8 protein-coding genes, 2 pseudogenes and 1 riboswitch are annotated in these 10,177 nt (G+C 33.7%); of the genes and pseudogenes, 7 read left to right on the top strand and 3 right to left on the bottom strand.

What is annotated here, in order from left to right:
* Window positions 1-8: 8 nt before the first annotated feature.
* The 7 genes and pseudogenes from E1I69_RS23095 to E1I69_RS25560 all read left to right on the top strand — a co-directional run.
* Window positions 9-869, top strand: a complete 861-nt coding sequence (locus E1I69_RS23095) for a DUF421 domain-containing protein (RefSeq protein WP_136381855.1) — start codon at window positions 9-11, stop codon at window positions 867-869.
* Between the two features lie 862 nt (window positions 870-1,731).
* Window positions 1,732-3,186, top strand: a complete 1,455-nt coding sequence (locus E1I69_RS23085) for a PLP-dependent aminotransferase family protein (protein ID WP_136381853.1) — start codon at window positions 1,732-1,734, stop codon at window positions 3,184-3,186.
* Window positions 3,187-3,325: 139 nt separating this feature from the next.
* Window positions 3,326-3,369, top strand: a riboswitch (PreQ1 riboswitch).
* A gap of 70 nt (window positions 3,370-3,439) precedes the next feature.
* Window positions 3,440-3,943, top strand: a complete 504-nt coding sequence (gene queD, locus E1I69_RS23080; protein ID WP_136381856.1) for a 6-carboxytetrahydropterin synthase QueD — start codon at window positions 3,440-3,442, stop codon at window positions 3,941-3,943.
* Window positions 3,936-4,664, top strand: coding sequence for a 7-carboxy-7-deazaguanine synthase QueE (gene queE, locus E1I69_RS23075; protein WP_136381852.1), 729 nt, complete (start codon window positions 3,936-3,938; stop codon window positions 4,662-4,664). Before queD ends, queE begins: the two co-directional genes overlap by 8 nt.
* A gap of 64 nt (window positions 4,665-4,728) precedes the next feature.
* Window positions 4,729-5,295: a GTP cyclohydrolase I FolE gene (gene folE, locus E1I69_RS23070; protein ID WP_136381851.1), complete on the top strand. Its 567-nt coding sequence runs from the start codon at window positions 4,729-4,731 to the stop codon at window positions 5,293-5,295.
* A gap of 153 nt (window positions 5,296-5,448) precedes the next feature.
* Window positions 5,449-5,670, top strand: a complete 222-nt coding sequence (locus E1I69_RS25565; protein WP_431731904.1) for a GNAT family N-acetyltransferase — start codon at window positions 5,449-5,451, stop codon at window positions 5,668-5,670.
* Window positions 5,634-5,774: pseudogene (locus E1I69_RS25560) on the top strand (GNAT family N-acetyltransferase); the annotation flags it as partial. The gene E1I69_RS25565 and the pseudogene E1I69_RS25560, both read left to right, overlap by 37 nt.
* Before the next feature lie 916 nt (window positions 5,775-6,690).
* Here E1I69_RS25560 and E1I69_RS23060 read toward each other — a convergent pair.
* From E1I69_RS23060 to E1I69_RS23050, 3 genes and pseudogenes are all read right to left on the bottom strand, one after another.
* Window positions 6,691-7,821 carry a Ger(x)C family spore germination protein gene (locus E1I69_RS23060; RefSeq protein ID WP_136381850.1) on the bottom strand — a complete coding sequence of 377 codons (1,131 nt, stop codon included), beginning with the start codon at window positions 7,819-7,821 and terminating at the stop codon, window positions 6,691-6,693.
* 4 nt (window positions 7,822-7,825) lie between these two features.
* On the bottom strand, window positions 7,826-8,920 hold the full coding sequence (locus E1I69_RS23055; RefSeq protein ID WP_136381849.1) for a GerAB/ArcD/ProY family transporter: 1,095 nt from the start codon (window positions 8,918-8,920) through the stop codon (window positions 7,826-7,828).
* Window positions 8,921-8,928: 8 nt separating this feature from the next.
* Window positions 8,929-10,146 (bottom strand): annotated as a pseudogene (locus E1I69_RS23050) (spore germination protein); the annotation flags it as partial.
* Window positions 10,147-10,177: the final 31 nt, after the last annotated feature.

Raw genomic sequence — 10,177 nt, 5'->3', positions numbered from 1 at the left:
TGTAAGAGGTGCCTGAATGGTTAGATATAGCTGTACGCTCAGCATTATTTGTTGCTGTTTTATTTTTAATTACAAAATGGTTAGGGAAAAAGCAAATTTCCGAACTATCTTTCTTTGAATATGTCACTGGTATTTCTATAGGAAGTATTGGTGCAGAAGTGGCTATGGGACTAGAACGAAACATTTTTCACGGAATTATTGGGATTGTCATTTTTGCTGCTTTTCCTTTTTTCGCTGGTTTAATTTCCTTGAAAAGTAAAGGTTTTCGCGATTTTATAGAAGGAAAAGCAACTGTATTTATCAAAGATGGAAAAATCATGGAAGATAATTTAAAAAAGGAAAGATATACAACAGATGAACTGTTAGAACTACTTCGCAGAAAGGATGTCTTTCAAGTATCTGATGTAGAATTTGCAGTTCTAGAGGCAACAGGAGATTTATCCGTTATGTTAAAAAAAGAGAACCAACCATTAACAGCAAAAGATTTAAACTTATCCGTTCCTTCCATTAAAGAACCACAGACTGTCATTATGGATGGTGTCATAATGGACGAACCGCTAGCTACAATTGGACGAAATCGTGCTTGGCTACACACTGAGTTAGAAAAATTAGGTGTTACTGTTGAAAATGTATTTCTTGGACAGATTAATTCTTTTGGAGAATTAACAGTTGATCTTTTTGATGATAAGTTGCAAGTACCATCTCCTCAAGAAAGACCTTTAATTCTTTCAACTATGAAAAAATGTCAAGCCGATTTAGAACTATTTGCTCTTGGAACGGAATCAAAAGAGGCTAAACAAATGTATGGGTTAAATAGCGAAAAGTTACAAAAAGCTATCGACAAAGTAACCCCTATTTTAAAAGGTTAATGTTTTTTTCTTATTACCTAGCGATGTATGACAAAAAGGGAACCTTAGTTTAATTTGGACTAAGGTTTTTTATTATATTTAGACGCTCTCTTAAGGTTTATTACAATTATTATGGCATCACAGAAAACCCAAAGTGAATATAAATTCAGGGACAAAATCGGATACATACTGTTTAAATGGCTCAGTAGAAGAAGTCAAAGTTGAAAAATTCAATATATATGCAAGATGGACACAATAAATAACGAATTTCGTTATCGATAGTTACAAAAATGTCTTTTACAAGCAATTTTATACAGAAACTTCTTTGTTTAGCCAAGAACTTTATAATCGTTCTTTTGTACTTTTAAGTTTATAAAGGTTTCCTTTTAATTTGTTGATAAATATGGCTTTGAATAAGAGGATAAATGAAACTAATCTATTAAAGAGAGGAATGGATGGTTTAATTGTTTGTAAAGTGGATGGTGATGTGGTGGAATTCTTGTTATACAATAAATTTATTTGGAAATACCTTTATTGAATGACTTTATATATTGCTGTTTATGTTTTTTTATATGTTTATTGTGAGGTGTGTTATGAAGATATTAATGTCTATAGTCATAATCATAGGAGTTATTTCACTTATTGGAACGCTTTTAATTGCGGGAAAAGGTGATTCAAACTATAGTAGTGCAACCAAAAAGAACACTACCAATTTAACTCTAATCTATGTTGTCATTATACCTCTAGCAGTTATTGCCTTAGGGATTTATATAGTAATGTTGTAGATACAAATAGTATTTTTTTATGGGAGCCAAATTATTTTATTCGTAAATGAAGATATTAATCCTCTTAGAAAGTATATTAACTTTAAGGAATGTTTGATATGGACTGGAAACCTGATAGAAAAGCAAAGAAGGCAATCTATAAACAACTTGCGGAATATATTGAAAATGGGATAGCAGATGGTACATTTTCACCGGATAAGCCATTGCCTTCGGAAAGATATTTAGCAAAGGAATTAAATGTAAATAGAAGTACGGTTGTTGCTGCTTATGATGAGCTAGAATCTAATGGACTAATCAAGAGAAAGCGTGGAAGTGGTACAACTATAAATAAAGATATATGGGGTATTTCTAAAAAGAGAATCCCCAGCTGGAATAGATACGTAGAAGCTGGATCCTTTTTACCAAATTTACCTGTTGCACAAAAAATTCGGAAAAAAACCGAGGAATCTAATCTGATTAATTTGGCTAGCGGGGAATTGTCTGAAGACCTTTTTCCCATAGAGGATTTACGAAGCATCACTTCCACAAGATCCTATATTGGCAGTATTGGGTACGACCATCCCCAAGGGAACAAAATATTAAGGGAAACAATCTCAAAGCATGTTAAAGAATTTAGAAGAATAGAGACGAGTCCGGGGTCTATACTTATCACATCTGGAGCTCAGCAGGCTTTACATTTAGTTGTACAATGCCTCCTAAAGCCAGGGGATGCTGTTGCTATAGAAGAGCCATCTTATCATTATAGTCTTCCCATCTTTAGATCAGCAGGCATTCGAACATATTCGTTTCCTATAGATAATAATGGAATTAACCCAGATGATCTCATTACTCTATATAAAAAACATCGGATAAGAATGATATTCCTTAATCCAATTTTTCAAAATCCTACTGGCACATTTTTAAATGAAAAGAGAAGAAAGAAAATCTTGGAGATTTCTTTCGAACACGGAATACCTGTTGTTGAAGATGATCCATACAGTTTAACTTCTTTCACAGGTGAACACGTCTCATCGTTAAAATCTATGGATGTTATTGGCAATGTCTTATACATTAGTTCATTGTCAAAAATTGTTGCCTCTGGTTTACGGATTGGGTGGATAATTGGTCCTAAATCCGTTATTGAAATTGGTCCTAAATCCGTTATTGAAAGATTATCAGATGCAAAACAACAGATTGATTTTGGCCACGCTAGTTTTACCCAATGGATTGCGAATGACTTTTTAGAATCGGACAAATTTGACTCTCATATAAAAAACTTAGTTGTACATTTAAAAAGTAGAAGAGATCAAATTGTTTCAAGTCTATTAGAGTATCTAGGGGAACAAGTTGAATACTATATCCCTGAAGGCGGAATTCATATTTGGTGTAAAATTAACAGGTGTTTTAATGAAATGCAACTATTAGAAGAGTCAATAAAGAAGGGCGTTATTTATCTTCCTGGTTCCACGATGGGCTCAAATAAGAATTGTGTTCGATTTACATTTGCAAGGGAAAATGAGAAAAACATTCATGAAGGGATTCGAAGATTTGCAAGTGCACTTCAAGGTATTTAAAAACCAACGTAGCATCTGCAAATATACGTTTGATTTATATTGATGAACGTAAAAGTCTTACTTTTTCATTGGGAATTCATTTCTCTTTTTCGACAAAAAATCGACTGTGGTATAATAGCTATAGAACAAAAATAGATTCATAATAGAGGTTCTAGCACCCCTCTTTAAAAAAACTAAGAAGAAGCAGTACTTCATCTTGGGTACTGTTTTTTCATTTGAAAGGAAGTCTTTTATGTTAAAGGATGAAAAAGCGATGGCGGACAAGAAAGTACAACATGATTTTTTTGGTTTTAGAATAGTAGAAAACCTGCAAAAAATTAACCAAGATATTAAAAGAAGTGAACTAAAATACCATAGGAAACGCGTGCTTGTAAGCAAGGAATTTACATTTGATGCAGCACACCACCTTCACTGTTATGAAGGAAAATGTAAGAACCTTCATGGACATACATATAAAGTAGTTTTTGGTATTAGTGGTTTCGTAAATGAGATTGGCCTTGTAATTGATTTTGGGGACATCAAAGAGTTCTGGAAACAGGAAATTGAAACTTACCTTGATCATCGATATCTTAATGAAACTTTACCAAAAATGAATACAACAGCAGAAAATATGGTTGTTTGGATTTATGAGAAAATGAAGGAGTCTTTGAATAAAAGATCAGAAAAATATAATGATTTAAGAGTAGAATTTGTTCGTTTATATGAAACCCCTACTAGTTATGCGGAGGTAAGACGGGAGTGGATGGAAGTTGAGTGAAATTCCGGTAATCGAAATATTCGGTCCTACCATTCAAGGTGAAGGGATGGTAATCGGCCAAAAGACCATGTTTGTTAGAACAGCTGGATGTGATTATTCTTGTTCTTGGTGTGATTCTGCATTCACTTGGGACGGTTCGGGAAAAGATTTAATAAGACAAATGGATGCAGAAGAAATATGGCAAGAACTTAAATCAATAGGCGGTGAAGGTTTTTCATTTGTAACAATATCAGGTGGGAACCCTGCACTATTAAAAAACCTTGATTATTTAATTTGTTTATTAAAAGAAAACAACATAAAAGTTGTTTTGGAAACACAGGGAAGCAAGTGGCAGGAATGGTTCTTAAAAATTGATGAACTAACAATCTCTCCTAAACCACCCAGTTCTGAGATGGTAACAAACTTTGATGCTCTTGATATGATTATTCATAAACTTAATGAAATCCCCACAGTACAAAACACTAGTTTAAAAGTGGTTGTATTTGATGATCAAGATTACGACTATGCGAAGAAAGTGCATTATCGTTACCCCGAGATCCCATTCTTCCTACAAGTAGGAAACGACAATAATCATACGACAGACAATCAAAAACTACTTTCCCAGTTATTACAGAAATATGAATGGTTAATTAATAAAACTATGTTAGATAAAGAGTTGAAAAATGTGAAAGTACTACCTCAACTTCATACTTATATTTGGGGAAATAAACGAGGTGTGTAGTTTAGAAGGAAAGTTAAACTCATAGACTTAAATATTTTGTTAGACAACATGAGGAGGTAACCTATTGGCAAACATTAATTGTAACAAAATTGAAGAAGCAGTTCGCTTAATCCTACAGGCAGTTGGAGAGGATCCAAACAGGGAGGGGCTTCTTGAAACTCCTAAACGTGTAGCTAAAATGTATGAGGAAGTGTTTTCAGGATTAACAATTGATCCTAAAGAATACTTTGAAACAATATTTAGCGAAGATCATGAAGAACTTGTATTAGTAAAGGATATTCCATTTTACTCTATGTGCGAGCATCATCTAGTACCTTTTTATGGGACAGCACATGTCGCCTATATTCCTAGAAACGGTCGAGTAGCAGGATTAAGTAAACTTGCCCGAGCAGTTGAATCCGTATCGCGTAGACCTCAACTACAAGAAAGGATTACTTCTACTGTTGCAGATACTATTATGGATACACTAGAGCCACATGGTGTTATGGTAGTGGTTGAAGCGGAACATATGTGTATGACCATGCGTGGAGTTAAAAAACCCGGAACAAAAACGATTACTTCGGCGGTAAGAGGGGTATTCGTAAAAGACGGCAATGCTCGTTCGGAAATTTTAAGCTATATTAATAATTAATTAAAAGTTACTACAAAAGATTTAAATGTTCTGTATAGACTCACCACGCGTTTACCCATTACTTTACGCAAAAGTTATTGTTAACATATATGACTTAAGAAAAGAGATTGGCTACATTATGTGAATGGTAACTAGGAGGAGACGTGTGCATTAATTGCGCAAGCACGGTTTTGTGTAGGGGAGGAATACAATCTACCGCGAGACTCGGCTGGAATATGTCATAAAGGAAAGATTGCTGGTTCCATAGATTATCTGTATTTAGACTGGAGTAGTTACAAGACAGAGATTGGGTATTGGTTAGGGAAAGACTTTGAGGGTCTCGGTTTAGCAACAAGGCTTGTAACTTATTATTTGAACACGCATTTACAGATTTAAAACTAAACAAAGTAGAAATAAACGTAGCAACAAGAAATATTAGAAGTAAGACAGTTCCAGAACGTTTAGGCTTTAAGAAAGAAGGAACTATAAGAAACTACTAATTAATAAATGGTGAATACCTTGATAGAAATATAGACGGGCTTTTAAAAGATGAGTGGTTAAATACCAATAATTAAATAATCTTTTTCAGCTAAAGATGCGATTCTTCCTTAGCGATGGATCGCTTTTTCCTTATTCAAGTAACGATACAGATTAGTGCAATAGGAATTTGGTAAAACCAATGTTATTGATCTTTGGAAATAAAAAAGCACTCGTAGAATGAGTGCTTAATGGTTCTCAAATCAGACACTCTAATTGATGTTTATTCTAGAGGTGTAAGTTCTGAAAATTTAACTAACTTTATATGTTCGTCGTTTTTAATTTCACAGTACCCACTATCATATACCCAATGAATAACATAAATTTTCGAATCGAATATAACTTTGCTTCCTTTTACCAACTAAAAATGCCCCCTAGTATCTGAATTTGAACCGTTATCCAACATATCAGAGAAAGCGTTTTATAATCAATTGGTAGCTTTTGGTAATTAAATACAATTGAATTGAGTTGAAGAATATGTAACAAACGCCTTCTTCGCTTGAAAAAAAACAAAGCCTTTTCTAATGGGGATTAAAATAGCTGGGGTTTCCCTTTTTATTGTACTAACGGGGCTGCTGAATTAAATCTGGCTGTTTCTAATAATAAATTCATTTTGTAGTTTATGCAAAAAACGAAGAGGTGATTAAAGATAAAGACTGTTTTCCCAAGCTTTGTTTTTTTTATATCGTTGACTTCCACTTCAGGTTGACGCTCTCTTCGGGCGTGGCTTGAGCCTCCTCGACGGAACTGCTATTGTTGGGTCGGTCTCAAGCCTCACGCTATTCCCGCTGGAATCATGCGAAAGTGAGAAAAAGACCCAGTGAATAATCAACACTTGGGTCGTGTTAGTCGTTGTTAGTGCTTTTGTTCCTAAATATGTTAATCAATTGATCCAGTTCGCTTAATTTCCACCTTTATATTTGGTTTTATCTTTAGTGCTGAATATTTTTGTCTTAAATCTCCCTCAGTTAAATGGGAATATTTTCTAACACTTCTTATTTTTCTTCCGATGCCAATGGGATCCGTATTTAAATTTTTTAATTCCTCAAGTATATATCCAAATTCTTTGTTTAGGGCTTCACCAATTAGTTGCTCCATTTTGTTTAGTGCATCTTTATTTTTCAAAGAAGTAGTGGGTTGAAATTCTAATATTGAAACGGATATCGTTGCATTTAAATGAACAAATTCTTCGTTCTTTATTTCAATGTTTCCTTTGTACTTTATCGGATGAAGTGTGATCTTATAAATATCACTTTTAGGAAGGTTGAGTTTTGCCATATCCCTATTCTCTAGTTCACCAGCAGGAATCTCTACAGTTATATCACCTAAAAATGCCTTATTATTTGTGAATAATTTTAGATAAAAGGTGTTTATCAACGAAATAGACCCAACAATTTTATCATCTTTGAATAATGCAACACCATCTATAGAAGGTGCTACCCCATTTGCATTTTTAATCATGGGTAGTGTAGGATCGATACCAATTTCATATAGTGTAGTTATAAAATCATGGAAGTTGGAGTTGACTAACATTTCTTTCTTTTCGTGTTTATCCAAAAGTTGATAGATATAGGATCCCATTTCGGGATATTCTTCATAGTTTGTATTGTTAATCGTCTCCTCAGCATTATCAGTAATGGCCAAAAAGATTAAAGAACTGATACTACTATGCCGTTGCATAGTATCTAGAAAAGAAGAAATTCCTACTGTCTCTGCCATATTTTTATTTAACAGTATGGTCCTTAATTGACCAGAAGTAATGTCATGGCTTGTTTGTTCCTCTAGTTTTTGTCTGATTTGTTTATTAGTCGTTCCTTCAGCTGAAAGGGTTACACTGGTCTTTTCTTCTTTTCGGTCAAATTGTAACAAACTGATAGTGCCTTTGTATGTATTGTCATCAAGCAAGTCATAACCAATAATCGTTGAAATCCCTTGCATTTCTATTATTTTTTTAGGGGCCATGCATGCAGTACAAAGAAGAGAACACAGCAGAATAACAATTTTCTTCATTCTTTCAACTCCGTCTGGAACGAGTATTGATTTTTGATCTAATAATGATGATTACATACAAGAAAATTGGATAGATAAACCAGAGGAAAAATCCAGTTTTGCCAATTTGATCAAAAAAATAATTATTATCTACTCTTTTCGTAATGAAAAAACTGCAGATAAAAAGGATAATGGAGATGAGCCATATTCCATATTTTTGTTTTATGTGAAAAATCTGTTTAATACCCTTGGAAGAAATATATAGTGTGATACAAAGATTTGGAAAAATAACTAAAATCCATAATGGAACCGCAACAAATTCAAAACGTTCAATAAATGGAAAATGGACAGTGCTAATCATGCTGACAACAGGCCATACATTCATCTCTAATTCTTTAGCGCTAAAAAATAAAATAGAAACTACAGTTGTTAGTAAAACAAGAATGGTCGTAAACCAGACTGCTATTTGACTAAAAAGCTGAAGTTTATTTTTCTCCTTTATAAATGGAAAAATAAAAAGCAACGTCTCGAAACCTAACATTGTATAACTGCTCCTGAAAACTCCATTCATCATATCTGAAGGAGTTGTCGTCATTATAGGTAAAATTCTTGTTACATTTATTGTTTGAAGAGGTTGGTAAACAACAAATAGCAGCCATATAGTCATTAAAAAAGATAAGAAGCAAACACCGATCACTACTCTGAATCCGCCTGATACAGCATAAATGGTTATCATTAATAAAGCCAATACCCCGACCCATTCATAGACTCCTTCATATCCCCATGTTAGTGACAACTCGACATAACCAATAGTAATCGAATAATGGACGGCAATATAGTAAATGACAATTACGAAGTTTAAAATACTACCAATCAAGCGTCCAAATATATGATCATGAATTTCGAATAGAGTACCACCTTCATTTTTATTTAGGATAGATATTATTATCCATGTAATTAAGCTAACGAATAAACCAGAAAGTAAAATGGAGATCCAAGCATCTTTTTTTGATTCTAGATATATAATTCTTGGAACTCCAAGAATCCCCATACCAATTTGCGAAGTGTGTATGATAAAAAATGCCATAAAGGCGTTAACAAAACGTGTATTTGATTTCATTTTGCACCTCATTCATCTAAATCTGGTGAATTTTTTAATCGTTCCTTTAGGCGAATGGAGTCTTTTGTTCGATTTACTAACGGTCGTCTTATATAAAAATGATGGGGGAGACGTATTAAAAAATATTTCAAATCTTTCATTCTTAGCGGATATAGAGGGGCAAGATAAGGTTTATTTAAAGAAGTTAATTTTAACAAGTGAACCATTAGAATACATATACCGATAATGATTCCGTTTAACCCCCAAATACCTGCTAAAATAATGAATGGAAATCTAGCAATTCTTACAGCAGTGCCCATTTCATAAATAGGTGCCGAAAATGCTCCTAATGCACTAAATGCAACAATAATAATTAAAATATTGCTAGTTAACCCTGCCTCAACCGTTGCTTGGCCAATGACAATTCCTCCTACAATCCCCATTGTTTGTCCTACTTTTGAAGGAAGGCGGGCCCCAGCTTCTCTAAGTAACTCAATTAAAAATTCTAGTAAGAGTGCTTCTAATAAGGGTGGAAAAGGAACTTGTGAACGTGATTGTCCAATGACAAATAACAATTTAGATGGTATAAGTTCAAAATGATAAGTCATGGCAGCCACATATATGGCTGTTAAAAATAGAGAACCTACCATAGCAAATAATCGGATAAAACGAATAAATGTACTTAAAGACCATCTCAAATAGTTATCTTCTGTTGATTCGAAAAATGAGAAAAAATTAGCAGGTCCAATAATGGCTACTGGGCTACCATCTAAAAAAACTCCAATTCTGCCGTTTAAAATCGAATAGATGAACCGATCGGGAAGCTCTGTTAAAATAAATTGTGGAAGTAAAGAGTAATGATTATCTTCAAGGCATTGAGCCAAAACGGAACTGTCAATTATATTTTCCGATTTTAATTGATTAATCCTTTCCTTAAGTGTCTGAAGAGTGTCATCGTTCGCAATATCTTTTATATATACAATTCTAACTTGCTTTTGAACGCGAACCCCAATTTTTATTTCATCTGTGCACAAATTCTTATCTTTTAGATTTTGTCTTATTATCTTAATGTTAGAAGTTAATGATTCAGTAAACGAAATTTTAGGTCCATATACTAACGATTCTGTTTCTGCTTTCTCAATAGAGCGTTCAATGGGATTTGCGCAGTTCACAAGGAATCCCTTTTTCTCGTCTAAGAAATAAATATAAGCAAATCCATTTAATAGGGAAGAGATTACCTCTTGTTCTGTCTCTTATACACATCTGACGCTGCCGACG

The sequence above is a fragment of the Bacillus timonensis genome (assembly GCF_004799755.1).
Taxonomy (GTDB): domain Bacteria; phylum Bacillota; class Bacilli; order Bacillales; family Bacillaceae_L; genus Ferdinandcohnia; species Ferdinandcohnia timonensis_A.
Note: the sequence above shows the minus strand (reverse complement) of the source record. Positions and strands in the feature narration are given on the sequence as shown.